This is a genomic window from Brevibacillus ginsengisoli (assembly GCF_050113715.1).
Classification (GTDB): Bacteria; Bacillota; Bacilli; order Brevibacillales; family Brevibacillaceae; genus Brevibacillus_H; species Brevibacillus_H ginsengisoli.
In genome coordinates this window covers 101,617-127,200 of record NZ_JBNJQR010000001.1, presented here as the reverse complement: position 1 = coordinate 127,200, position 25,584 = coordinate 101,617, and the positions used below count along the sequence as shown (strand labels likewise).

General features: G+C 43.6%; 25 protein-coding genes and 1 tRNA gene. 3 read left to right on the top strand and 23 right to left on the bottom strand.

The annotated features are described in order from the left end of the window. Positions 1 to 35: 35 nt before the first annotated feature. From ACQCN2_RS00620 to ACQCN2_RS00595, 6 genes are all read right to left on the bottom strand, one after another. On the bottom strand, positions 36 to 1,109 hold the full coding sequence (locus ACQCN2_RS00620; protein ID WP_426926949.1) for a GGDEF domain-containing protein: 1,074 nt from the start codon (positions 1,107 to 1,109) through the stop codon (positions 36 to 38). Positions 1,110 to 1,485: 376 nt separating this feature from the next. Beyond that, on the bottom strand, positions 1,486 to 3,006 hold the full coding sequence (locus ACQCN2_RS00615) for a M56 family metallopeptidase (protein WP_426926948.1): 1,521 nt from the start codon (positions 3,004 to 3,006) through the stop codon (positions 1,486 to 1,488). Further along, positions 2,999 to 3,379 (bottom strand): BlaI/MecI/CopY family transcriptional regulator, encoded by a 381-nt coding sequence (locus tag ACQCN2_RS00610; protein ID WP_426926947.1) that lies wholly within the window; start codon positions 3,377 to 3,379, stop codon positions 2,999 to 3,001. The genes ACQCN2_RS00615 and ACQCN2_RS00610 overlap by 8 nt, the downstream gene beginning before the upstream one ends. Positions 3,380 to 3,667: 288 nt before the next feature. Continuing rightward, positions 3,668 to 4,699, bottom strand: coding sequence for a Cfr family 23S rRNA (adenine(2503)-C(8))-methyltransferase (locus tag ACQCN2_RS00605; RefSeq protein WP_426926946.1), 1,032 nt, complete (start codon positions 4,697 to 4,699; stop codon positions 3,668 to 3,670). 251 nt (positions 4,700 to 4,950) lie between these two features. Next, entirely contained in the window at positions 4,951 to 6,432 is a 1,482-nt protein-coding gene (locus ACQCN2_RS00600; protein WP_426926945.1) for an Lsa family ABC-F type ribosomal protection protein, read from the bottom strand. 568 nt (positions 6,433 to 7,000) lie between these two features. Then, on the bottom strand, positions 7,001 to 8,440 hold the full coding sequence (locus ACQCN2_RS00595) for an aldehyde dehydrogenase family protein (protein WP_426926944.1): 1,440 nt from the start codon (positions 8,438 to 8,440) through the stop codon (positions 7,001 to 7,003). A gap of 203 nt (positions 8,441 to 8,643) precedes the next feature. Here ACQCN2_RS00595 and ACQCN2_RS00590 point away from each other — a divergent pair, with 203 nt between their 5' ends. After that, positions 8,644 to 9,036, top strand: a complete 393-nt coding sequence (locus ACQCN2_RS00590; protein ID WP_426926943.1) for a MerR family transcriptional regulator — start codon at positions 8,644 to 8,646, stop codon at positions 9,034 to 9,036. A 131-nt stretch (positions 9,037 to 9,167) separates the two neighbouring features. Here ACQCN2_RS00590 and ACQCN2_RS00585 read toward each other — a convergent pair whose 3' ends face one another. From ACQCN2_RS00585 to ACQCN2_RS00530, 12 genes are all read right to left on the bottom strand, one after another. Further along, positions 9,168 to 9,548, bottom strand: coding sequence for an NFACT RNA binding domain-containing protein (locus ACQCN2_RS00585; protein WP_426926942.1), 381 nt, complete (start codon positions 9,546 to 9,548; stop codon positions 9,168 to 9,170). Then, the gene (locus ACQCN2_RS00580; RefSeq protein WP_426926941.1) at positions 9,520 to 10,800 is read right to left on the bottom strand and encodes an Rqc2 family fibronectin-binding protein; all 1,281 of its coding nucleotides are present in this window, start codon (positions 10,798 to 10,800) and stop codon (positions 9,520 to 9,522) included. The genes ACQCN2_RS00585 and ACQCN2_RS00580 overlap by 29 nt, the downstream gene beginning before the upstream one ends. A 44-nt stretch (positions 10,801 to 10,844) precedes the next feature. Continuing rightward, entirely contained in the window at positions 10,845 to 11,471 is a 627-nt protein-coding gene (rplD, locus tag ACQCN2_RS00575; RefSeq protein ID WP_426926940.1) for a 50S ribosomal protein L4, read from the bottom strand. 382 nt (positions 11,472 to 11,853) lie between these two features. After that, entirely contained in the window at positions 11,854 to 12,117 is a 264-nt protein-coding gene (locus tag ACQCN2_RS00570; protein WP_426926939.1) for a CD3324 family protein, read from the bottom strand. A 913-nt stretch (positions 12,118 to 13,030) separates the two neighbouring features. After that, a complete protein-coding gene (locus ACQCN2_RS00565) occupies positions 13,031 to 14,338 on the bottom strand; it encodes an acetamidase/formamidase family protein (protein ID WP_426926938.1) in 1,308 nt (435 codons plus the stop codon). 369 nt (positions 14,339 to 14,707) lie between these two features. Beyond that, positions 14,708 to 16,297, bottom strand: a complete 1,590-nt coding sequence (locus tag ACQCN2_RS00560) for an NAD(P)/FAD-dependent oxidoreductase (RefSeq protein ID WP_426926937.1) — start codon at positions 16,295 to 16,297, stop codon at positions 14,708 to 14,710. A gap of 292 nt (positions 16,298 to 16,589) precedes the next feature. Beyond that, complete coding sequence (locus ACQCN2_RS00555) at positions 16,590 to 16,877, bottom strand: hypothetical protein (protein ID WP_426926936.1); 288 nt, start codon at positions 16,875 to 16,877, stop codon at positions 16,590 to 16,592. Between the two features lie 53 nt (positions 16,878 to 16,930). Beyond that, a complete protein-coding gene (locus tag ACQCN2_RS00550) occupies positions 16,931 to 17,374 on the bottom strand; it encodes a HEAT repeat domain-containing protein (RefSeq protein ID WP_426926935.1) in 444 nt (147 codons plus the stop codon). 36 nt (positions 17,375 to 17,410) lie between these two features. Then, positions 17,411 to 17,596 carry a DUF3934 family protein gene (locus tag ACQCN2_RS00545; RefSeq protein ID WP_426926934.1) on the bottom strand — a complete coding sequence of 62 codons (186 nt, stop codon included), beginning with the start codon at positions 17,594 to 17,596 and terminating at the stop codon, positions 17,411 to 17,413. Between the two features lie 164 nt (positions 17,597 to 17,760). Next, positions 17,761 to 17,836: transfer RNA gene (locus ACQCN2_RS00540), tRNA-Ala, on the bottom strand. 56 nt (positions 17,837 to 17,892) lie between these two features. Next, on the bottom strand, positions 17,893 to 18,669 hold the full coding sequence (locus ACQCN2_RS00535) for a dioxygenase family protein (protein WP_426926933.1): 777 nt from the start codon (positions 18,667 to 18,669) through the stop codon (positions 17,893 to 17,895). A gap of 44 nt (positions 18,670 to 18,713) precedes the next feature. Continuing rightward, entirely contained in the window at positions 18,714 to 19,136 is a 423-nt protein-coding gene (locus ACQCN2_RS00530) for a DoxX family protein (protein ID WP_426926932.1), read from the bottom strand. Positions 19,137 to 19,249: 113 nt separating this feature from the next. Here ACQCN2_RS00530 and ACQCN2_RS00525 point away from each other — a divergent pair, with 113 nt between their 5' ends. Further along, a complete protein-coding gene (locus tag ACQCN2_RS00525) occupies positions 19,250 to 19,567 on the top strand; it encodes a winged helix-turn-helix transcriptional regulator (RefSeq protein ID WP_426926931.1) in 318 nt (105 codons plus the stop codon). Beyond that, positions 19,561 to 20,232 (top strand): YdcF family protein, encoded by a 672-nt coding sequence (locus ACQCN2_RS00520; protein ID WP_426926930.1) that lies wholly within the window; start codon positions 19,561 to 19,563, stop codon positions 20,230 to 20,232. Before ACQCN2_RS00525 ends, ACQCN2_RS00520 begins: the two co-directional genes overlap by 7 nt. Here the strand turns inward: ACQCN2_RS00520 and ACQCN2_RS00515 are convergent. The 5 genes from ACQCN2_RS00515 to nrdR all read right to left on the bottom strand — a co-directional run bounded on the left by ACQCN2_RS00515 (position 20,229) and on the right by nrdR (position 25,548). Continuing rightward, positions 20,229 to 20,786 (bottom strand): hemerythrin domain-containing protein, encoded by a 558-nt coding sequence (locus ACQCN2_RS00515; RefSeq protein ID WP_426926929.1) that lies wholly within the window; start codon positions 20,784 to 20,786, stop codon positions 20,229 to 20,231. The two genes, ACQCN2_RS00520 and ACQCN2_RS00515, sit on opposite strands and share 4 nt — an antisense overlap. Positions 20,787 to 20,870: 84 nt before the next feature. Then, positions 20,871 to 21,809 (bottom strand): primosomal protein DnaI, encoded by a 939-nt coding sequence (dnaI, locus tag ACQCN2_RS00510; RefSeq protein ID WP_426926928.1) that lies wholly within the window; start codon positions 21,807 to 21,809, stop codon positions 20,871 to 20,873. Next, positions 21,810 to 23,282 (bottom strand): DnaD domain protein, encoded by a 1,473-nt coding sequence (locus tag ACQCN2_RS00505; RefSeq protein WP_426926927.1) that lies wholly within the window; start codon positions 23,280 to 23,282, stop codon positions 21,810 to 21,812. It lies immediately after the preceding gene. Positions 23,283 to 23,377: 95 nt separating this feature from the next. Continuing rightward, positions 23,378 to 25,048 (bottom strand): ABC transporter substrate-binding protein, encoded by a 1,671-nt coding sequence (locus tag ACQCN2_RS00500; RefSeq protein WP_426926926.1) that lies wholly within the window; start codon positions 25,046 to 25,048, stop codon positions 23,378 to 23,380. Further along, complete coding sequence (gene nrdR / locus ACQCN2_RS00495) at positions 25,045 to 25,548, bottom strand: transcriptional regulator NrdR (protein WP_426926925.1); 504 nt, start codon at positions 25,546 to 25,548, stop codon at positions 25,045 to 25,047. Before nrdR ends, ACQCN2_RS00500 begins: the two co-directional genes overlap by 4 nt. Positions 25,549 to 25,584: the final 36 nt, after the last annotated feature.

The window sequence follows — 25,584 nt, the reverse complement described above, 5'->3', positions numbered from 1 at the left end:
AATATATGGTGGAGCATAGCATACTCAGATCGTATTTATTCAATCAAAGCTACAACTTTATTTCTCCCGCTATTTTTAGCTTGATATAATGCCTGATCAGAGCGCACCATCATGCTAGAAAGTTTTTCATTTTGGAATTTAGGCATCGTTAGTCCAATACTCACACTTAAACCAAGTTCGGGTGCGTCATCTAACAAAAATTTACTATCTCCTATATTCTTTCTTAACCTCTCTGCGAATTGAAGGACTTCTGGATAGTCAACATTAGCAAAGAAAATAGCAAACTCTTCACCGCCGATACGTCCTAAAACATCGCCTTCCCGTAATGAATGATTACAAATCTCTGCTACTTTTTGCAGCGCGAGGTCTCCAACAGCATGTCCAAACGAATCATTAATTTTTTTAAAATGGTCGATATCCAATAGTAATAAAGCACATTCCTTTATACCGTCACTTGAAGGCTTTTCTAATTTATTTTCAACAGACTGTTCAAAAAATCGTCGATTACAAATACCTGTTAATGCGTCTGTACTGGCAAGATGCAGTAGTCTAGCTTCCATTTGTTCCGAATATCTCCGATAATAATAGGAAGCATATGCAATACCTACAAAGTTGGCAGTTGCATTATATGCATGGATCAGATTTAAAGTGATGTAGTTCAGCTTGGTAACTGGTGGATAGGTATGTGTATAGTTAAAGATGAATATCGTTGCTGTACAAAGAAGTGCTGTTACCATTAATCGTATTGAAATAGTCCACCTCGAAAAAAATACGATGATAACCAGAGAAAGAAAGTAATAATAATATCCTTGTTCCCAACCATATGCATACGAGCAATATAAGGTATGACCGAATATTTCAAATATCCATAGAGCAGTTGCAGTTTTAATAAAACCTTTGTAATTCAATGTTAGACAAAGCAAGTCTAGAAAAACGGCAAGGATATTATTGATAAACACAATCGTGTTCCCCATTTTATAAAAGATAGGGATAAAAATGATATGGGCAAAAAATGCAAATACGAACATATAGTTGCAAAAAATAAAGAAACGATGATCCTTTGAACTAATATTCGTCGGAACTTGTAACATTTTTTTAGCTACATTCATACCGAAAATCCTCTACCTCACAATAGTTTTCTAGGGAAAATACACATTATTCTTCTATTACCAAATCACTAGAATTGAATTGCATACGTAACAACCATTGATACCATATCGTAATAATTGAATTACGAAAGAGTGAACGCTGACATCGCTCTATAATTATACAGAATTTTACTTCTGGATATAAGTAATAATATCGTAAATCTACCTCAACTATTTGTGAGAGTGCTCCTCATGTACACGCACCCTGACACTTTTTTTTGAAAACAAAAAAACGGCATCCCTGCCGTTTCCATTATTCCTATATGGTGGAGCATAACGGTATCGAACCTCTAACCTCTAACCTCTACACTGCTATTGTAGCGCTCTGGCGCAGTGGTTAGTTTAACTGCCCCACTGCCTGACCAAGCGCCTCTAGATTATGGCTGATCTCGTTAAAATTACATTGTTTCGCGAAATCCGATCGGTGATATGTAAGGTGAATGTCATATGCTGATTCTTCCAGAAGTTCTGTTGACGGCGTGCCTCGAAAAGCGAACGTGATTTCATCTACATTATCGATCATGGCGAACAAGATAAGCGCATTTTTACGACTGTTATTCGCTAGTTTGGAATTCGGCTCATGATCTGATTGAGACGGTCTTTCCATAGACTCTGTTGCTGCAGGCTCATAAAATGCTGTTAAGCCATATGGCTGTTGATTGGTTTGCAAGGCGATATAATTTTGCATGTAAAACCGATCCGGTGCCGGCAGTTGTCCCACAAGACGTGAAACCTTAGAAACGTTACCAACATAAGGTGTTCTGTCCATTGCGATTTTCTCAAGATTGTAACCGCCGTATACCTTCCCTGTTCCAGTCTCAGCTGTGTGATCGCTAACTTTGATGAACGCCCCGGCAAACAACGCTCCCGAGCCAACTAGAACTGCCAGAACGATAGAGATGATCATGATTGTTCTACTTCTTTTACCTGATTTCATAATGGCCGTTAATCTTTCCTTTAAATGCCGCTTCTCCTCACTCATCGCTCCTATAACGGTTGTACGCTTATAGGACCCTGACGCTGCCATCGCGATTAAGGTGTTGCCGTAGCCCTGTTTATCTTTAGCGCTCATTTTATTAATTACAGCTTCATCACAAGATAGCTCACAAGCGCGATCAACCACTTTTACGACAAAATAGACAACGGGATTAAACCAGTGCAGACAAAGCACCAACTGCGCTAACCATTTGTACCACAAATCCCGGCGCTTGAAGTGGGTAAGTTCATGTAAGTAAATATACCGCAATTCGTCCTCATTGTATTCTCGGCTAGGTATAACCAGAGCGGGCCTCCGTAACCCGAGCAACATCGGTGTCGAAACGAGCGAATTTTGGTACAATGGCAGCTGCTTCCCGATTTTCAATCCGCGCCTGCAATTATCTAGCACAACTAGCAAGTTCGGATCAGTGACGACCGAATGCCCCATGCTCAATAGTTTATGAAACCTTCTGTATCCGAAGAATTTCCAAGCGAGCATAGCGGTAGCCCCCACTAACCAAAACACCCACAAATAGTTCCATATGTACGTCTTAGATTGCATCTGTGATTTAACCGGTGGTGCAGCTTGTGATGTAGTAAACGGTTGGTTTGTAGCCGGCATGATCTTTTGGGTACTCGTTTGCTCGGCTGAGTAGATAGATGTTTGCCACACAACCTGCGTGTGTTCAAACCAACTACCAATTAAACTTTTTTCCGGTGTAATCGGAAGCAGAAGCCGCATGATTACGATCAAGAAAATATAATACTGCCAGGAGTGCGAGAATCGATGTCGGATAAGCGGTTTTATTGCAAATAACAAGAGTGCGATAATAGTGCCGGAAGCCGATAGTGACAATAATGTCAGCAGAAATTCACTCATGCTGCCCCTCCACCTTAAAATATGCCTTCAGCTCATCAATGTCCTTCTCATTTAGTTTGCCCCCATGACAGAGCGCTGCCACCAAACTTTTGACATTGCCCTTGTAAAGCTTATCCGCCATTTCCTGCATTTGAGCTGCAGTATACTCTGCTTCTGTAATATTAGGATAATAATAGAAGACGTCACGTTTCTCAGCAGTAATGACTTCTTTATCATACAATCTGCGAACTAACGTCAGGATCGTTGATTTTTCCCATCCTTTTGCCAATTGCAGTTTGCTTCGTATTTCTACGGATGATATAGGCAAGTCAGCCTGCCATAAAATTTTCATTACTTCTAGCTCTGAATTGGATATTTTATCTGCTAGATTCACGGGGTCAAACCTCCCGGATAATAGTCTACAAATGTAACACACTGTCAGTCTACATTAGTAAACCATTCCTGTCAAATTTATTCATTACAAGAAGTATTCGTATTTGTTTTAAGGAACGCCACTTCCTCGATGGAAGTTATGATTAAATAGGAAAACGTATTTTCAGTTGCAATTCAATTTTAAATAAGACGCAAGAAAACGAAGATAACAAAAAACAGGTCAATCATGGTGGTATCTGACCATAATCGACCTGTTCAATGTAACGCTAATATCATACCGATCCTGGATTTATTCGGAGCGGTATAGCTGGCCGCATGCAGCTTTAATGTCCGATCCGAATTGAGTTCGGACCGTGAAGTTGATACCCTTTGACTTCAAGATCCGAGCAAACGCTTTAATCCGATTAGAATCAGATTGCCGATAGCTGTCTGGCGTAACTTCGGTCGAGTTGAATGGAATCAGGTTAACGTGGTAGAGATGGTCCCCAGGTCCCCTTCCCCTTAACAACTCGGCAACTGCTTCCGCATGCGCCGTCGAGTCGTTTACTCCTCGAAGAAGAATATACGCAATATACACCTTTCTCCCTGTATGCCGGATGTGAAGATCCAATGCCTGCAGCACGTCGCGGACTGGGAATCGGTCGTTGATCGGCATCAGCTCGCTTCGCTGATCGTCGAACGGCGAATGCAGCGAGAAGGTTAGATTGACCTGCGGAAACTCCCGTGTCAGCTTGTCGATCCCCGGCAACAGACCGATAGTGGAAATCGTAATTCGTCGATGTCCTAAACCAAAGAGATGCGGGTCGGTCAAAATCGTCATTGCATCAAAAATATGCGGGTTGGCGAGCGCCTCCCCCATGCCCATGAATGAGACACTGTCCAAGGCGTGGCCGTTCAAGCGAAAGTGTAGCAATTGGTCGGTAATTTCGTCGGCGGTCAGATTTCGTTTCAGGCCGATTGTACCGGTGGCACAAAACCTGCACCCGAATCCGCAGCCGCACTGCGTGGAAATACAATACGATTTCCACCCCCGCTCATAAGTAAGTCGTACGGCCTCGACGCGTTCGTCACCTGCAATGGCAAACAGCACTTTGCTGACCTGTTTCGACGTGAGTTCCTTTACCGGAGCGATGCTGCAGACGTTCGGACCAAGCATCCGGCTCAACTCGTCGCGCAAAAATTTGGGCAGTATCGTCATCCGTTCGTATTCGCCGATATTTTGCTTGAAAATCGCTTCCATTATCTGAGCATACCGATACTCGGGCTGCTTGAGGTCGGACAACATTCGCCGAATCGTTTCATATTTCGAGGTTAGTCTCATGTCTTCTCCTTACCGCCGGAGAAAACGTAATAAAGCAACCTTCAGTTAGCGCTTTGACACGTCATTAACCAACTATACAGAAAAAGCGCATTCGTTTGCAGCCGGATCGCTACGTGCACCTGTCGATAGATTGGTAAACCTCCGGCAACCGATTTGTTTTTTCGTGAACCGCTTCACCTAACAAGAACCGGTTCACATAATCATCTACAACGTCAATCTCCATCGCTTTCATCCTCCTTGAAATGGTTTATCTATTTTAGCTCCACATTCTTTGTCGCGATATGCTTGCAAAACTCGCTGTCATGCTCCACAAAAAGGATGGTCGGAGAATGCTCCAGCAGCAGTTCTTCGATTTGCATCCGGGAAATGACGTCGACAAAATTGAGCGGTTCGTCCCAAACATGCAAATGAACCCGTTCGCTTAGGCTTTTCGCAATCAGCACCTTCTTCTTCTGGCCGCCGCTAAAAGAAGCGATGTCCTTCTCGAATTGCAAACGCGAAAAATCCAATTTCCTCAATATCGATTTGAACAAGCTTTCGTCAATTCCGCTGTTTCTGGCGAATTCCGACAAATTGCCCTTCAAGTGTGAGGTGTCCTGTGAAACGTAGGATATTTTCAACTGGCTCCCGCTTTGAAACGTGCCGGAATAAGGAATATCCTCGCCGCAAATCAGTTTGAGCAAGCTCGATTTGCCTGAGCCGTTCGGACCGGAGAGTGCAATACGGTCCCCTTGCTCGATAGTAAAGCTTACGTCACGGCAAACTTTTTTCTCGCCGTAATGAATCGAAACGCGGTCAAGCTCGACTAATTGGTGTTTGTGATACGCTAGCTGAGATATTTTCAGGCTTTCCGAGCTTTCAACATTGTTAAGCAGCTGGGATCTTTCCTCGATCGCGGATTGTTGTCTTTGCTCGATCGATTTGGACCTCTTCATCATTTTGGCGGACTTGTGACCAATGTACCCTTTATCGACCTTGGATCCGGAGTTGCGGGTGCCGTTTTTTGTTTTTTCCACTTCGTGCGACCAGTTGCTCGTCCGCTTGGCCGCTTCGGACAGCCGCTTGATGTCCTTCCTCAGCTTTTCATTCTCGGCCATCTCAAAGTTGTCCTGTCGTTGTTTGTTCTCCCACCAGTCGGAAAAATTTCCTCTCTGGATTTCGATATTCGTCTTGTTGATCGAAAGAACGTGGTCCACGCAGTTGTCGAGAAACGCCCGGTCGTGCGACACCAAAATAAACCCGCTCTTGCCGTTCAAATAATCGCTGACCAGCTTCCGAGCATGCAGGTCCAGATGGTTGGTCGGCTCATCAATGAGCAAAAAACGGTTTTCCTTCAAAAACAGGGCCGCCAGCAGCACCTTCGTTTGTTCCCCGTTAGACAACGATTCGAACGGTCGGTATAACACATCATCCGATACCTTCAGCAGCGAAAGCTCTCGAAGAAGCTGCCAGTGCTCAAAGTCAGGATGGATGTCGGCGACGATGTCAATGGTATTGTTCTCTTTGTGTTCAACGTGGAATGGGAAATACTCGAAGCTGACGTTGGCCGAAATCGTTCCGCTGTATTCGTACTTACCCAGCAGCAGATTGAGAAACGTGGTCTTGCCCCGGCCGTTTCTCCCCGTAAAGCCCAATTTCCAGTCGGTATCAATTTGAAAGCTTACATCCTCAAAGATGTTGTCGTAACTGCCGTCATAAGCAAACGTCAGGTTCGTTACCTTGATCAATGACATGTGTCGTCAACCTCCTTTGTCAAAATAAAAAAAGAGCTACAAGAAAGTTACCTTTCTTGTAGCTCAAAAAATACGGCACATCCAACCCAGTGCAGGGTATGAAAAGGATATATTTTCTGAGTGAAAAGAATAAGGTAACTTTCTTGCCAAATAAAGAATAAAACAAAACAAACTCTGCTTTATTCTCTAAAAAAGTGGCAAGAAATTTTACATTATCCTCTTCAACTCCAATCGTTAAGTGTCAGCCAGATTTTAACATACCTGCTTCTACATTGCAACATCCTATAAAATGATATACTTATTCAGGTATCTTAATATCAACAATCTTCCACTTCCAATTAGTCAATTTAACAATCATTGTTAAATTATCTGTTCCGCCAAATCCCATTGAACTCAAAAATGTCTGATTCATCCAAACCTTGGCTATAAAGAAAGCGTGTAGAGAAAGTGGAAATTTCTGTTCAAGATTTGTTGTTGCATTTGAATAGTCATTCTCTTTTGTAAATCGCTGATCATCCGTCAAAAATCATACTGACAAACAGCTTTCAGAGTCTATCGGTGAAATATATCACTCAGAGATCAGTATGGTTTTGGGTTCAAGATATTCTTCAAGACCATATATGCCACATTCTCTACCGATTCCTGATTGCTTAAATCCACCATAAGGAGCTCTCATTTCAAGAATGACATCATTAATGTACACGGTTCCGGCAATGAGACGGGAGGCAATTAGGCTGGCTTTTTCCAAATTAGAGGAGCTTATATATGCGCCTAATCCATACTCTGTATCGTTTGCAATTTCTACCGCTTCTTCCTCTGTTCTATACGTTAAAATAGACAGGACGGGTCCAAATATTTCGTCTTTCGCAATCGTCATATCTCTGGTTACATTTGCAAAAACGGTCGGCTTTACAAAATACCCCTTTTTCAGACCTCTTGGGTGTCCTTCTCCGCCTATGACTAATTCAGCACCTTCTTCCATACCGATTTTGATATACCGCTGAACCCTTTTGTATTGATTCTCATTCATCATGGGGCCAATAAATGTATCTTCTTCCCAGGGATAGCCCACCTTAGTATTTGCAACCGCCTGTTTTATTAGTTCTTTCACTTCATCGAGCCGATGCTCCGGAACTAGCAATCTGCTGCCGGCAATACACATCTGTCCGTGATTTCCAAAGCAACTTGTAACGGCACGAGGAATCGCTTTTGTAAAGTCTGCATCATCCAGAATAATATTTGCTGATTTACCTCCCAATTCAAGAACGACTCTTTTCATTGTGTCAACAGCACTATGGTGTATGGCTTTTGCTGTATTCACAGAACCCGTAAACGAAATCATTGCAATGTCCGGATTGCGGGATAATTCAGCGCCGACGGTAGTACCTAGCCCGTATACAATATTGACTACCCCGGCAGGCAATCCGGCGTCATGGAAGCACTCGGCCAGTATTTGAGTCTGAATGGAGGAAAATTCACTGGCCTTTACAACAATCGTACAGCCTGCTGATATTGCTGTAGCAACCTTTATAGCGATCTGGGAATTATTTGCGTTCCAGGGTGTGATCGCAGCGATGACACCCACAGGTTCAAGAACAACCTTGGCTTTCCCGATGTATTTTGTAAATTCAAAGGCTTCCATCGCTTCTTTTGCCAAAAGGAAGCTGTCAGCTGAGATTCGGGTTCTAAAATCTCCTGCCTTAGCTGTAGCTCCATATTCCTCCATGCACGCCTGATTTAAATCAGCAGCCCTTGATAAGATTGCATCATGTATCCTTTCAAGCATTTGTCCCCGCTCCGCAATGGAAGTTTTTGAGAAAGACTTAAATGCTTCTTTCGCAGCTCCAATCGCCTTCTGAGCATCTGACTCATTTCCCAAAACCACCTGTCCGATTACTTCTTCTGTTGACGGGTTGATAATGTCCATCCTTTCTGTCCCGTCAGGTTTTACAAATTCTCCATTGATATATACCTTGTCAATAAGTTTGATTTTAACGTTTCTATTCATTCCTTTACCTCCTATGCGATATTTATGATTAATGCTTCCTGGATCACTGTACTCCGTTCAAGTAACTTGAAGTCAATAAAAAATTTTGATAAAAAATATAAAATATTGAAAAAGAACTATTTATGGAATCTGCCGGTTCAACAATATGCTATAATAATTTACAAACACTTCAAGTAACTTGAATCAAGTGATAGGAGACAGTTATGGAAGAATTTATTTACGGCACTGAGCCGAAATACTCCATCAAGGAAGTATCAAAAATAACGAACCTGCCCAAACCTACAATCCGCTATTATGAGGAAATCGGCTTATTGCAAAATATAGCGCGGGACCGGAATAATATCCGCCTGTTCTCTGATGATCAAATCATGAGATTAAGAATGATCCAATGTATGAGAAACACAGGAATGGGAATTGACATGATTCGTCATTATATTGGCCTCTCAAATGATGATACATTGGAGTTGAAAGAAAAATACTCCATTGTCTTAAATCAGGAAACAATACTTTTAGCCCAAAAACAGGAGATTGAAATACAACTGGCTCTTATCGAGCACAAAAAGGCAAATTATGAAAAAAAATTAAACAAGGTATAAAATGCAATGCACCGCGAGCAAGGGGCAGCAAAGGAGAGTCCTCTTGAAACATTCATCAAAAATTGCTATGTCTCTCAAAACAAAAGCCTGTCCTATGAAAGGGCAGGCTTTTAGCAATACTTGGCGGTAGGTTACGCCTTCTGAACTAAATTTTCGGTCAGGAGCTTCTGAATAACTTCTTCCTTTGGCCTGACATAAATTGATTTATGGGCTCCAAATAACACCAATCCCATTGGGGCGCCTTTGGGCTTTTTAAGAGTCTTGACTTGACAATAATTTACTTCGACCAAACCAGAGGCCTTGATTTGTGAAAAGTAAGCAGCCAGTAAGGCCCCATAGTATAACGTTTCTTCATCAGGTGTTGTGGTATTTATAACAACATGGGCTCCATGATAACTTTTCACGTGCAGCCATAAATCCTCTTTCTTGGCATAATGGAATGTTAGGTATTCATTCTGAATACTGTTCTTGCCTACGAAGATTTTAATACCATGCCCGAATTGAAAAGTCATAATGTTCGGTTTCCTGTTCTGCTTTTTCTTCGTTGATTGGTTTTGCTTTGAAATAGCCGTGTTTTTCAAGCTCCCTGCGAATTTCTAATACATCTATGCCATCAGCCAGTTCAAGCCGGGACTCCAGCCGAAAAAAATAATCTGATTCCATTTTACAAAGCACAATTTGCTCCTTGAGTTTGGTATGAGCAATTTTTCCTTTGTGGTATTTTTCATAGTATTTTTGAGCATTTTGTTTTGCACTCAGTTTGGTGTCTAACGGAATATGAAGCAGTTCTCCTGTCATAAAATCCTTGAGATCGGCAGAAGCATCGTTGCGGGGAAGCAGATGATAGTATGTGTAAAGTAGATCCGCATAGGTACGATATTGCTCAAAATGCCCGACTTCAAGAACTGCTTGCTCCAATTTTGAAAGTTTTCGGGAGCGTTTACTTAATTCATTGCGTACCAATTGGAATAAACCGTCTGTTTGCTGACGAGTTTGTATTTTATACAAGGCAATATCTACGCCTTCCATAATTGGATAAAAACTCAATTTTCCCCTCAAGTGTGTAAGCGGAATACAATGAAACTGGATACCCTGCTCTGTTTCCGACAAATAAAGCTTGTCGCTTCTATTTAGCTCATACATAATGTCGTAAAATGACTGCCCATGTTGCATGCGGTATTGAAATTCACGGCTTAACAGAGGCGAAAAACCATGAAATTGTGTTACAAGTGACTCTGATTCATTTATGGAAGACGGCTGAAAAGGATTCTGTTTTCCACTATAATCAAATGGAAGGTGATAAACGGCTCCAGGCGAGAGTGTCCGCGCACTGGCTTTGCAGAGCGATGTTTGTTTCATTGAACCCATAATGTTATGCGCTTCATCGACAAGTATGATGTTTGCATCTTTGCCTAGCAGTTCAATGTAAAGTGAGAAGCGAACTGCCTCAACACTGATTTGAAAGCAGTATATTCGTTCAACACCGACCTGTTCCATACTTTGGATGACGCCAGCTCGTAGATGTTTTGCGAGTAATATCAAAAATTCATTTTTCTGCTTCGATTCCGAATAATTTTCTTCTGTGAAATTTATACGGTTATTTTGTGAATCAACGCTGATAATCAGCCTAAGTTTACGCTCGTTTGATTGTCCATCCAGGAGAATCTCCGTATCAGAAATTTGTAAGATCTTATTGATTGTCATCGGTAGATTAGTCTTGATTTCTTTGGCAAGTTGATGCATTAGTAAACCGTCAAATGCCATGAATATTCCTCCTTTCATCAGAGATATTTGCAACGGTTTGGAAATTAAGATCTTGTATACATTTCTGTAATTATTGTGACAGCATCTTTTGCGATAATGAGCTTGTCATAGCGCAAAAGATCGTACACATTCAGAGAATTTGAAATTGCGGTTTCAACGCCGGGAATATTGCTTGCGCTTTTATAAACAATTTTATCTGCTGCAGGTGTGACAATAAGTGCCTTCCTATCTGCACCAAGTGCATGAAGCATAGCTACAATAGCCTTGGTCTTATAAGTTTCCAATGTAATGTTGTCCACAACAATGAAATTATTATCTTGTACTTTAGAAGATAACGCTGATTTGATGGCAAGACGTTTGGTTTTTTTATTGATATGATAGCTATAGTCTCTCGGCTTGGGTGCAAATGCAACGCCCCCATGCCGCCAATGAGGCATACGAGTTGAACCAGCTCTCGATTTGTCGATTTTATTATTTTTGTAAGGCTTTTTCCCTCCGCCGCGCACCTCACCACGAGTCAAAGCAGATTGTGTTCCTTGGCGCTGATTAGCAAGATAGTTTACGATGGCATCATGCATAACTGATTCATTTGGAGTAATCCCAAAAACAGATTCTTCCAGTTTCATCTCTCCGACAATATTGCCTGCCATATCATAGATTTGTGTCAACATTAAATGTTCCTCCTAATATTCATTAAAAATGGGCACAAAAAAAGCGCCTGTACCGGCGCTTTACATGTGTGATTTCATTTCCTGAAAACCAAATGAAATGTATTACATAAACAAATCCTACACATTGAAAGCCAAAAGCACGGTAGCAGATTATTCACATTTATTTGAACAGCAAAACTTAAATATGACTTATTTACAATAGCATCCATTACTTTGACCTCCTTTGCACATTGTAGTTACAATATTTTCGGCCTGCCATACATTCCGTACACTTAGAATATCAACTAACTTTGTAACTCACTATACACAAAATGTCTCTGTATCGTTTTGTATAAAAAAAATAATCCGAGGGAACGACTTCTATGTTGTTCCCTCGGATTATTCATCTTTGATATATAATTTTTCTAACCGCAAAAACAGAAAGGCAAAACGAATTAGCAATCTCCTCAATTGAAGAACCGGAAGCGTGTGCCTGCAAAATTTCAAGATTTCGCTTGTCAATTTCTTCCCGATAACCGGAGCGCTGCCCCCAGCGTTTGTGCTGATCTTTTTTTGCTGGAATATAAAGATATTCGCCTTGCACAAAATCCTGCAGCTTTTCGACTAAATCCATTGGTAAAATGGTCTCGGCATTAACATATTTCATACAAACTTCCTCCTCTTGAAAATTGAAATAATCAAGAAGCAAAGTCAGCATGGGTGGTGATTGCTTTATATTACTCCATGCAAAGGTTACCAACCACTTCTAACTCTGCATGGAGGCTATCATGTGTGATAGCGTTAGTTGCATTACTCATATCTTTTACCTCGCTTGGTTTCATGAATATAGGGGTAGCCAATATGGATACTACTAAATTTTTGCTTCGCATATAAATAATTATTTATTTATTTTTCAACATACCACAATGGTTAAGTAAATTCAATAAATACTCAGCCCAATAAGCCCCAATATATCTTAAGCCAGCCCCTTATCTAACTTTAGTTCGGGTAAATGTGGCTTGTAATTACTACTTCTTTACCAGCGACACACAGCACCCAACATGGTTCGAAAATGGAAACATTAATGTAAAAAAAGAAAAACGGCATCTTTGCCGTTTGTATTTCATATATGGTGAACCCTATCGGGATCGAACCGACAACCTCTTGACTGCCAGTGTAGCGCTCTCCCTTAGTGGTTAGTTTAATAGCTCAAATAAGAACTATATTTAAATAAATTCAATATCCGTTTTTTACCAATTTATCAACTACCTGACCAAGGGCCTCTAGATTATGGCTAATCTCATTAAAATTGAAATGTTTCGCGAAATCAGCTCGGTGATACGTGAGGTGAATGTCATATGCTGAATCGCATTTGCGGTAGAAATCCGGGGACAAAGGCGTGCCGCTTGCGCTTCTCCAGAACGATTCCGCCCTCTCCGCTATTTTTTCACCGGACTTCTAATGCTTCGCTTAAGGCAGCATGTGTGAATATATAAAAACAGCAGTTCAAAGTTGCCTTTGAGCTGCTGTTTTTATTAACTCATATTTTCGCATAATGAAATCCATCACTTTTTGCCGTTTCAGGCATGTTCCTTATACTGTTCATCGATGATTTCATAGAGCTTCGCCTGCTCCAAATAATGCTTTGGCGCTTGAAAGGTTACGGTGACGACGCCAGGGTGGCGGCCAATCTCAATCGAGCCGGTAATCGTGGCGCGGTTCATAATCTCGGGCACCGTTACGTTAAACAGCCTCGCGGCGCGGGCGAGCCCGTTTTCGGTAGCTGCATTCAAATTTGGAGCCGTTCCGACTATAGACAGCGGAAGCGAGGTTTCAATCTCCTTCAAGCCCCACTTGGCCGCGAGGTTTCCGGCAATGCGCTTCTCTGCAGCGGACAGCGGTTTGGCCGTGTAGGGCAAATCTTCCACGTTCGGCAGCAGAATCGGCCCTTCAAGTTTAACGTTCTTCAGCACTTTGACCTGGAGATGGACGATCCCCGCAACGTCGGCCGTGTGACCCGCAATTTCTCCGTCGCCTTGCAGCGCATGCATGTCGCCCAGATAGACACCGCCACCCGGAACTTTGACCGGACAGATTAGTGCTGCGCCTGCACGAACACGGCTGATATCCATGTGCCCATCCGTACAATGCTCGTCCAGTTCCTCTTGGGTCACGGCATACGAATGCGGCGCCCCGATCAGGAACGTGCCGTAATCGCCGGCATTGTGCGAATCGGGCAACGCTTTGGAAGGAGTAGTGCCGAGTTGGCCCAGAAACGGCCGCATGCGCGCGACGACGCCGACCAGATCATGCGGGGCAAACGTCACAATCGGATTCTGCACCGACGCATCCGGTGTCCGCATATAATGGCGGCCTTCATGCGCAATTTGTTCGGCTGCTTCCTTCGGCAAGGTGAGTCCCACTTGACCATCTTCATCAAACGTAATAGTATAACCATTCGTAAAAATAAAAGGAGTGATGTCGACACCGCAGTTGGCACAGCGGATCGCTTCTTGTCCGATGCCTTTAATGACCGTATCCGGGTTCAGCGTGCTGCACTCGGGGCATTTCACGGCTACGAAAGGATCACCAAGGAAACGGCCTTCAACCGGCTTGTCATTCCCCGAGGAAGTTGCGATAGAGGTTACGTCGATTGATTTGATTTGAATAACAATTGCATCGCCTATTTCCGCTCCTTCCACAAAGATCGGCTTCGTAACCTCATGCCCGCCTTTCAGGCAAGGCGTAATCATCGGTCCCCAACAGCCGGGTGCCGTATTGGCGACAATATGACCGCCATCCTTGACAGGGCCAAGCATTTCTATGTCCGGGTCCAAAATTCCATCCGTAAAGGTATTGACGAACAACGTTTCAACAGCTTGTTTCATAGTTGATTCCCATCCTTTATATATGTTTTTTATTAAATGCACATTGTAGTTACAATATTTTCGGCCTGTCATATATTCCGTACACTTAGAATATCAAATACCTTCGTAACTCACTTTACACAAAATGCCTCTGTATCGTTTTGTATAAACAAAATAATCCGAGGGAACGACTCTATGTTGTTCCCTCGGATTATTCATCTTTGTTATATAATTTTTCTAAATATAGGAAAGGACCGGATTCCGGTCCTTTTTTTCATATAAGGGCATGGATAGAAAAACGGCTTCAGGCGAACTCCACATGTGTTGTACTGGTTTCACAGTCACAATACACAAAACGAACAACCTATCATTTCGATGTGTGTATCAAAACTAAACTTCAATCTCCATTAATGCTTCTGCACATTTTATGCCGTCAACAGCACTAGACGTGATACCGCCAGCATAACCCGCACCTTCTCCACAAGGGTATAGCCCTTTTATGTTCGACTCAAAGGTCAGCGGATTTCGCTTAATTGTAACTGGTGATGAACTTCGGCTTTCTACAGCTGTTAAAACTGCATCATGTTTGATAAAGCCAGCTAGTTTTTTATCCATTGATCGCAACCCGTCTTTTAAACTATCAACGATAAAATCATCAAGACATTCTCTTAAGTCCGTTGGTGTAACACCCGGGCTATAAGTTGGTACAACATCTCCAAGTTGTTTACTGCCCTTATCCGCTAAGAAATCGCCAACCAATTGTACGGGTGCAAAATAATTTCTTCCACCTAGTTCAAATGCTTTTCGCTCAAGTTTTCTTTGAAACTCTACTGCCGCCAATACATCCCCATTCATATCATTTGGAGTTATAGAGACAAGTATGGCACTATTCGCATTTTCACCACTCCTTGCGCTATAGCTCATACCATTTGAAACTACCGAATTTTTTTCCGATGCGGCAGCAACGACATGACCTCCAGGGCACATACAAAAAGAGTATACACCTCGACCGTTTGGAAGATGCGCGTTCAACTTATATTCAGCTGCACCAAGGAGTGGATTAATTGTACAACTGCCGAATTGCTGTAAATCGATGTCTTTTTGATGATGTTCTATGCGCACACCTACAGCAAATGCTTTCGGTGTCATTTCAACCCCTAGATCCTTTAGCATATAAAAAGTATCTCGAGCACTATGTCCAATCGCCAATACTACAGCATCAGTTTCAATTGTCTCTGTTTTTCCTTGTCCTTCTAACAACACGCCTCTAACTTCACTATTTTCGATGATAAGTTCCTTCATTTTCGTTTCGAAACGTACTTCCCCACCAAGTCGTTCTATTTTTTTACGAATATTTCTAACAACTGTTATCAAAATGTCAGTTCCTATATGCGGTTTTGATAAATAAGCTATCTCCTTAGGAGCGCCAGCCTCTACTAATTCCTTTAACACTTTCGGAATTCGGGTATTTTTTATGCCAGTTGTTAATTTTCCATCTGAAAACGTACCTGCTCCACCTTCACCAAATTGGACATTGGTATTGGTATCGAGATCACCGTATTTCCAAAATTTTTCAACAGCTAATTTTCTCCGATCGACGTCCATTCCTTGCTCTACTACAATTGGGTTTAAACCATGCTCTGCCAATAGCAACGCACAGAAAAGACCAGCAGGCCCACTGCCTACTACTACAGGACGAGTGGTTCTTTGAGCCTTCTTAATTACATATTCTATTGGTTCACAGAAAGAAACATCCTTAATTCCTAAATAGGACTTCTCGTTTTCAATTTCAACATCAACTGAATAAACAAGTAAGACATTATTCTTTTCCCTTGCGTCGATCGACTTCTTAGAAATACTAAAAGACATTATTTTGTTCTGTTTGACCCTTAATATTTTTTGGATTTTCTGAGCTAAAAGTTCATTTTCCTTACCTAGGTCAAAATCAGCACGAAGCTTAATATTACTTATTCTTAACATGTGACATTCCATCCTAAATTTATTTTGTTGTATCAAGTAAAAAGCCCAGCCCAGACCACATGAGGTCGGGCTTTTGTCACATCTCATCTATTCTTTACGAACCATCAATATTATACACTCCACATGTGTTGAATACGAAACATAAATTCAAAACAAAAAAACGACATCTCTGCCGTTTCCTTGGTGGTTAGTTTCACTGCCTATTCAAATATTAAGGATTATCATCATTAAGGTAAATGTGTTAGGTTAAGCCCAAATCGGCATTCTTAACTCAGCTTCATTCTTATGCTCGTTATTTAGCGTCCAAATCCATTGTTGCTGTTTCCAGCATAGATTTCCAATCAGCAAAATCCGTCTCCCTTGCAACATGCCGATTAAAAAGCTCGTCAGGAATGTTAGTAATATCTTCTTGCGTCTTTATTTGAAAGTTGCCTTTCTGAACAAACTCTCCAAAGCTCTTAAAGTTGGAATGCTTACTCATAAATGCTTCATTAAACAACTTCTCTAATGAAATTTGAGTCGGATCTTCTTGAATCTTTCTCTGGCCTTGTAAGTCCTTCAGCAGTTCATCAAACGACATTGGCTTTTGCTTTCTCAGAATACCACCCCTATATCTGTTTTATCGATTCCTTGCTACCTTGTCGACAACGATGCCCACGTGTTTTCAAGCCACTTCTCAAAGTCAGCGCCTTTTTCACCTTCGTAGCTATCATATACATCGAGTCTCATCTTTTTTAATTTCTCTTTAAACTCTTCAAAGGAATGACCTTCTGGCAAGCTCTTCTTAATTCTTACCATGGCTTTAGTATCTCCTTTAATCAAGTCGCCTTTTTTCCTTGGCGGTAGTTGAATATCTTCGCCAAATTCTTTGAGCTTACGGAATGCAGCTTCTTGAACTTTATACACGGCATCGTTCTTCATTCTATTCGTGAGTACAGCGATGGTTTGTTTGTTTTTCCACTGACCCAACTCTTCTACAGCATCTAAACGTTCTCTCCAATTGGATGCTCGACTCGCAGATACTTTTAATTGCTCATAATTTGAAGGTAACTCATTTTTAAATTCATTTTTATCCAAATGATCCCATCCTGTTCTGTTTTTATTGCCTACATTTCAGGCTTTTCCGCCTTTTTGATTACCGGAAGTGGTTCCGCCATCCTGATTCGTGCCTTTGCTTTTATAGGGTTTTGGTGCGTTTTTTGCTCTTTTGTCACTAGCTTGCCAACGGTTCCAGCCTTTTTTGTCTGTTCCCCTGCCTGTTCCCTTGCCTGTTCCACTCTTGGCCTTAGCTTTACTCAATTAATCACCCCATTATGGTTTATGGTTAACTTCTCACTACTAACATACGGCACTCCACATGCGTGATATACATGAAGGAAACCATAGCGACTTCTTCGACTCAGAAGAGTACAATTTAAATATTAAAAAAAACGACATCTCTGCCGTTTCCGTAATTGTTCTTATGGTGGACCCTATCGGGATCGAACCGACGACCTCTTGACTGCCAGTCAAGCGCTCTCCCAGCTGAGCTAAGGGCCCATAAAATTGTAGTGACAAGTATTAGAATAGCATACTTGCCACCAAATATCAATACCCTATTCCCCACCAAACTCCCAGCAGGTCAAGCTAAGCGAACCCAGCTGATAGCTTTGGTACAGTTTCCTTGCAGTCCGCTTGTCATCTGCAGCTCCCATGGCCAGTAGCAAGGGCACAAAATGCTCAGGCGTCGGTACAGCTTCTCGGGCGTACGGCGCCAGTGTCTCATACTGCCAAAGCTCTTCCACATCCCACTTCTCAATTCTTTCACCCAACCAGCCGTCAAACTCCTTCGCCCAGCTAACCGCTGTCGTGCTGTCCCAATCCAATCGTCTCAGGTTGTGGACAGTCCCTCCGCTTCCAATGACTAGAATATCCTTTTCACGCAAGGAGGCTAGTGCTCGGCCAAGTTGATATTGTTGTTCTGCTGTTAAGAAGCGATTGACGGATAAAGCAATAACGGGGATGTTGGATTCAGGATAAACCAGATGAAGCGGAACCCACGTGCCATGATCGATCCCCCGCTCTGTATCAATAGAAGCCTGAATTCCTTGGGCTTCGAATAATTGCTGAATCTCCTGCGCCAACGTCGGGTCTCCCTTTGCCGGATACTCGACTTGGTACAGCTCTTCCGGAAAACCGTAGAAATCATAGATCATGCTATGTGACGGTGCACCGCTAATGAGCTGCTTCTGCGCTTCCCAGTGGGCCGAGAATACGACGATGGCACGCGGAGTTGGATAGTTGGCGGCCAGTTGTTTCAAGAAATCGACATATGTCCCTGTCTCAATCGCCAAGGTTGGCGCACCGTGAGCAATAAATAGTGATGGTAGCATGCGAATTCCTCCATTATTGTACCTATTTTCATATGATAAACGGCTTATTTAACTACCACCGTGTCGTTCTGTCCTTTGCCAAACAATTTCGCAAGAGTAATTTGTCCGCCACCGACTAAACCTAAGAAGACCGTCACAGCCAATAGAACAAGATCATATTCGTACCCAGCCATTTGACCATTGCCCATAAAGCCTACCGCCAGTTTCACTTTGACGATGGCACCTACCAAGATACAAGTTAACAGCCAAGCAATGAACCGAGTGCCTACTCCCAGTATTAACAGGATACCACCAAACAGTTCTATTGTTCCTACAATATAGGCCATGAATCCCGGAAGCCCGATGCTTTCGAACCAACCTGCAATGTTTCCAAGTCCGCTTTGATATTTATCCAATCCATGGATGAAAAATACGAGACCAACAACCAGTCGAAGAAGCAATGCTCCTGTTTCTACTTTCTTACTCATTATTAATAACCTCCTGATGTTTTTGTTATTAACTTACTTTATGTAAGACTAAAACAACAACTTACTTTTGTCAAGTAGCTATGTTACAATGTAGGTATGGAGATGATGTAAAAATGAGTAATCACCATTTGTGCCCTAAATTTGAATCTGCCTTTGAACTGCTTGGCAAACGTTGGACTGGCTTGATTATTCACGTATTGCAGGAGGGTCCGAAGCGTTTTAAAGATATCTCTTCTGTGATCCCCGGCATGAGTGATCGAATGCTGACAGAGCGGTTTAAGGAGCTGGAAGCGGCAGGAATTATCCACCGACATGTTTATCCGGAAACTCCTGTACGTATCGAATACGAACTGTCAGAAAAAGGAAAAGCGTTAGAACCAGTCATGGCAGAAGTCCAGAAGTGGGCGGAAACCTGGGTCAAAGGATGTTAAAAGCGAAACGACACAACACATGGATTCGAGCCCTTCTGCTGATTGCTGTCGCAGGGCTGATCTGGAGTGCGTATGTCGTTCAACACATCTGGAAGGTAGCCCATTCAGCCGTTCCTCACAAAGCAGACGTCGCGATTGTGCTCGGTGCTGCTGTCTGGGGAGATCAACCAAGCCCTGGGTTAAAAGAGCGATTGAACAAAAGCTTATGGCTCTATCAACAAAAATTCGTTCCAAAGATTTTGGTGAGTGGCGGCCTTGGCAATGGGAAACCGATCTCAGAAGCTGCCGCTATGAAGCAGTATTTGTTGGCTAAAGGTGTTCCTGAGGAAGCCATTCTTATCGAAGACCAATCACACGATACCTATCAGAACTTGTTGAACTCCAAGCAAATTATGGAGCGGCACCAGCTACAAACGGCGCTCATTGTGAGTCATGAATTCCATCTGGCTCGGGCCGTGGATATCGCCAGGACACTTCAGATGAAAGCTGATCCGGTTCTGGTCGACAGCCAGGTTCTGTCCATTCCTTACTATTACGCGCGAGAAGTACTAGCTTATACCTATTGGCAGTTTAACAAGACAATAAAAGGCACCCTTCAAGCAGATAACTCGCTTCAGGGTGCCTTTTATGTGTTTCAACTCATTGCGTATAGGAAAGCTGATTAAGCGTTTAGCGCAGCGCGTCTGGCATCTTCCTGGGCCACGTCACGTGCTATCGCCGCTTTTTCTTCGTCCGTCAGAATAGCTGTGAACATCGGGAACAGGTAGTGATCCTCTTTTTCAATGTGTTTTTTCAACAGGTAGGCAAGCAGGTTAATTTTTTGCACCAGTTCTTTGGACGGAGCAGCCGGATCATGCTCGGCGAACAAATAAATCGTCTCTTGATGGTGCTTGCGAATCAATTGATGCTCTTGAATCAACTTGGCGGCAGGACCCACTTGACCTTCTGCGATATGAGAGCGAAGTCTCGGCAGAATGAAGTCCTCCTCATAAAGAAAATGATGATCCAGCTCTGTTCCAATCACATTGAGGGCTTGCTGGTAAATGGCTTGATTGTATCCTTCTCTAACAATATCCATCAGCATAGCGACGTCTGCGTGCTCATCAATAAAGGAATGCAGCTCAGGGGCTACAATTCGCTTGATTTGGTCTACTTCGTATCGATTGGCTTTTTGCCAGTCTGTTAAATCGAGCTTGGGTTGGTAGGTTGGTTTGTTCATCTTCTTCTCTCCTCGTCGCACAGGTAACTAATTCTTTCCTCATTGTACCTATTACGACGAAAACAGCTTGTGCGCAAAGTCACATCAGTCGTATTTTCTGCGATTATCTCCCTCGATCAGATAAACCTCTACGAAATGGTGAATGCGCTCCATGATCCGTCTAGCCTTGGTCACTTCAATCCGATTCCCATTACTGATCGACAGATGTTCTTCCAGCTCTTCGAATGAATAGTTAGAGGTAAAAAGTGTCGGAAGATGATTGTTAATCCGCTGATTGAGGATAACCCCCAATACCTCGTCTCGAATCCATGGGGTCAAACTCTCTGCTCCAATGTCATCGAGAATGAGCACCGGCACTTCTTGCAGCAATTGAAGCTTGTTGGTATACGAACGATCAGCAATCGAATCCTTCATTTCGCGAATAAAATCGGGAACATATACCATCAAAGACGCCACTCCACGATTTGAAAGCTCACGCGCAAGTGCTCCCATCAGATAGCTTTTGCCAACACCGAACGGGCCGTGCAGATAAAGCCCCTTAATCTTCTCGCCCACTTGATATTCACGACAAAAGCGCATCGCCGCCGCAACCGCCGAACGATTGACATCATCAATGTTCATCGATTCAAAGGATGCCTGGAACGTCTCTTCAGACACGTAGTAGCTGCGCATCAGCTTGCGTGTTTTGGTCTCTTCCTCGTAGGCCATCTGTTTGGCGCACGGTGAGATCGCGCTGACAATCTGTTCATTTTGGACGTCCAGTTTGGCTACATGTCCTTTTACCAGGTTCGGACATTCCTTGAGCCCCGGACAGTTCTGACACCAATAATGGTCTTTAACCGCCTCGTACACCGTTGAGAGCGAGCGTAAATAATCCTCTCGGGTCATTTCAGGATTCGCTTGTTGAAAGTTCTTGAGATAGGCGGAAGAGCGCATCATTTTATCCAGCTGTTCATCCAAGCTAAGCAATTGCTTGGGTCGGCGCTTCGCTAATTCATCCATAAACTGTGAAATTGGCTCCATCTATTGATCCTCTCCCCCCGGTGATTTGCGTAGCGACTCGAGCAACGCACGCAATTCTGGATCATCCATTACGGTTTTCTTCGGTTTCTTGTTCGTATCTTGAACAGTCTCGGTCGACTCTGTTTCTTGTTCGCGTTTTAACTGCCGTTCGATCGACGCAGGCAGTTTGTCTTGCAGAATTCCTCGTCCCGTCTTCCGAGTGGCCGGTACCGTTTCTCTTTTGGCTGTTTTCGTTTTTTCCTGTGCCTGGGTTTTGGCTTCCGAGCGCTCCAGTATGACTTTTACCGCATCATCCACCGTGGAGATCTGCTTGGCTTTCCAGCTGTCGCGAACCGTCTCCACATAGGATTTGGGCAGCTCCATCTTGGTCTCCTTAAGAGCATACAAGAGCAGCGCGTTCACCACCTCAGGAGATAGTCGATCGGTAAAAATCAGCGATTCAGCCCGCTCCAAATACGTCTTGTTAATTCTGCCGCCAATGGCTTTCTCCAATAGATCAAGCGGGGAAAGCATCTGACAAATCCGCCTGAACGAGGCATTTCCCGGCTCTGGCAGAACAGATGGCCCCAGCTCTTCTTGCGGGATTTCGATGGCTTGTCTGGTGAGACGTCCATCCACGTATTTTTCACGGAAACGTTTGCGAACCGCTTGCCTGTCCAAATTGCCCTGTGTATCGTAAAGACTCCAATCGTTCAGCTCTTGTCCCAACAGCCAGCTGCTGATCTGATAGAAATGGAGAATCACAAAGAAAAACTCCACATTTTCCTTGGTCAACACGAGCGAAGCGTCTACGTGTTTGGGCAAATTCAAGCGAATAAAGGATAAATCCAGCGCGGGATTGGCTTCCGCTTCAAACTCGCTAACCAGCGGATTCGCCGGATATTGCTGGCTGGTCCGTTGCATAAACTGCTCCGTCTCAGTCCCTTGACGCACTTGAATTTCGGATTGGGAAAGCGAAGAGAACACTTCATAGAAACGCTTCGTCAAATTCTCCTCATACGGGTACTGCTCATCCAGCTCGTGAAAGGCGGTGTCCGCGTAACGTCGGCGAATCTGCTCATACTTGGGCTTTCCTACTTGATTCAACAACATGACCGGCCAGATATCTTCTTGAAAAAACTGATAAGGCGACAAGGGCGGCCTCACGATATATTCATAGAAGGAGTCTCCATCCCGATTCTCGCGGCGGCGCACATCCAGCAATCCCATCGCTTCCAGCCGTTCTCTAGCTGCCAAAAGCCGATCCAAAGGAAGCGAAGTCACTCCCATCAAGCTGCGATGCGTTCCTTCCGCTGCCGCACTGCTGACTTCCTGTATATCATGAATAAAATATTGATAGAGAGTATAAGAGGCAATTCCGATCAACGGCAAATAGAGATGGGCCACATACCCCATCTCGGCAATACTAATTGGTCGAATGGTACGAACCAAATATCGATCGTTAGGTGTAAGCTCGTTCCATACTACACGCATCCTAGATAATTCCTTCCTGCTTCGTAATCGTCCCTCTATTATACCATCACAGGCGATTCGGAAGTAGGGAAGCCTCTGGAAGAATCATAAACTCTTTATTCCAGAAACCATTGATGGATGTTGTCAAAAGGCTGCGCCCCAAGCGGCTCAACTACTCCCTTCAGCTTGCCTTTCGCAACATAATAGGGGTTAGCGGCCTCCACAAGCGGAAAAATTGGCAAATCTGTCGAGAATCGCTGCTGCCACTTTGTGAGGAGACGTTTACGTTCTTCATCTGGTAGAAACGCCTGACTCTTTTCCAGCAATTGATCCGCTTCCTGATTGACATAACGGGAGGCGTTCAACCCCAATTCCCCTACCTTCTCTCCACTGTGAAAAAGAGCCCGAAACTCTGAGGGGTTACGCGGGTACCGCCAAGCGTACAGATAAAGATCAACCGGATTTCCGCCAAAAACATGTTCTGTGAATTGCTCGGCTGGCAAAGATTTCGTCACGATATTCACAGGAAGAGCCTCCCAGGATTTCACGACAAACTCTGCCATTCGCTTGCGTACGGGATCATCCGGGTAATGAAGCGTGAGCACAAGCCGCTTCTGACGGGTATAGCCGTGCTGCGCCAAGATTTTCTTCGCTGTATTCGGATCGTAACTCGGAAGCTGATCTGTCGGATAAGTTGACAACTTTCGTGGTGAAAGACTCTTGGCTTGGACAGCAAAACCGTAGAAAACCTGCTCGGCCATTTGCTTGACGGGTATCGCTTGAGCCAATGCTCGTCGAACCGACACGTCCTTTAATTGAGCGCTCGCGGTATTAAATCCGAGAAAGTGATAGCCATTCCCTCTCGCCATCAGGATCGCCGCATTGGAAAAAGGCGCAAGTGAACGGGCCAAGTTAGGCGGAATCCAGCTAAACAGGATTGCCGGATTCTGATTGTTACCCGGTTCTAGATGTCCCTGATCAATCTGAACAACCCGTAAATAATCAATGTGCGGCTTCCCTTGGTAGTAGTTTGAATTGGCTTCAAACTCCCACTTCTTCTCGTCTAATCGCTCTGCTTGATAAGGGCCCGCTCCGACCAGTTTGCCGGTTTGAGACAATCGCGTGATCTCTTCCAGCGATTTATCCGCTACTTGATGCTGGGGAAGAAGTGGCGCGCTTAAAGCATCCAGAAACGAAATTCGTTCCTCTGTAAGCGAAATCTGTACTTTTCGTTTACTTTTGTCACAGGTTATCCCTGCAATCCCTGGCGCTTTTCCGCTGCGATAGTCGGAGACGCCAGCAATTAGGAACATCTGGTTTCTCCAGACTCCATAATAATCAGGTCGCGCATACATCTGGTACGTAAAAAGCACGTCATCCGTTGTAATCGGTTGCCCGTCGGACCAGCGCATCTCAGGTCTCAGGGTCAGTGTAATCATTGGTTTTCCTTGATTTCGATTGATTTGAACATCCGAAGCCAGACTCGGGTCAAACAGCCGCTTCGATCCGTAGGTGACAAGTCCCCGGTAGCTTAGCGATTCATAAGCTGTGAGCAATGCCTCCTGTTTGGAAGTGCCAAACGGATCAAAGGTGGGCATCCGATCCAGACTGCCGATAGTCAGCTCATTTGAAGGATACGAGGTTAGATTTCTTACTTGTTCTGTTGGATGGGAAGATAAAGGGTCTGGTGCATCAATCGTTTGCTGCCGAATGGAGGCGCATCCACTTAGTACGCTGAATAGGCTAAGTACACAGATTGCCAACAAAGACAGCATTCGCCTTATCATTCTTCTTCCATTCCTCCCTTAAAGGTGAACTTGTGAGGATGGCTGCGCGCTTGTCCCAACAATTCTTCCAATTCCTTCATGAACACGTTGATATCACGGAATTGTCGGTACACGGAGGCAAAGCGTACATAAGCCACTTCGTCTACGTAGTATAACCTCTCCATTACCATTTCTCCCACATCTTTGCTGGGAACTTCTGATTTGGCTAAGCTTTTGAGTTCCTTCTCAATTTCGCCAACGACATTTTCCAATACTTCAAGCGATACAGGGCGTTTCTCGCAGGCCCTGATCAGTCCACGCAAAATTTTATCACGGCTAAATTCTTCCCGTGTTCCGTCTTTTTTTATGATCAGCAAGGGAGTTTCTTCCACCACTTCAAAAGTCGTGAATCTTCGACCACATTCTTCGCACTCTCTTCTGCGACGAATGGACCGATTATTATTAAAAGGTCTCGAATCTAGGACTCTAGTCCCGTTATACTCACAAAATGGACATAACATATACCATCAGCTCCAGTAAAGTCAATGCTTTTTTTC